Here is a 372-nt window from a genome sequence, read left to right as displayed (position 1 = left end):
AACCTGTTCCTCACTGACTGGAATGTGAATGGTTTCTTCATCACTAATAGATGAATTGCTGAGTTCGTTGTCAATAGCTCTTCTTTCAATAACAACTTCCTCATGAGTAACAGGAACGTCAACCGTTTGTTGCTCTTCTATAACTTCTTTTTGCAAGGTTACCTCTCCTGCAGCTATTTTATTTTTAGTGATATCTAATTCCTCTTTATGAAGACGAAGCTTTTCATTTTCATGATTATTTTGTGCTTTCTCATTCTCATTCTCATCTGCAAAGAGTCCAAAAAAATTGTTCATACATTTCCCTCCATTTTTATTTGTTTTATCAATTATTGGATCTACTCATCATTGTTTGTACAGTTGCCGGTGTCATCT

The 372-nt window shown here is 34.7% G+C and carries 1 protein-coding gene; it reads right to left on the bottom strand.

The genetic code is table 11. The features are described 5' to 3' along the window. On the bottom strand, positions 1-294 hold a 294-nt coding region (locus AC1DWA_RS33800), incomplete at its 3' end, for a YsnF/AvaK domain-containing protein (RefSeq protein ID WP_477917920.1). Positions 295-372: the final 78 nt, after the last annotated feature.

This window comes from Rhodococcus sp. P4_F3_2 (genome assembly GCF_056401335.1).
Note: the sequence above shows the minus strand (reverse complement) of the source record. Positions and strands in the feature narration are given on the sequence as shown.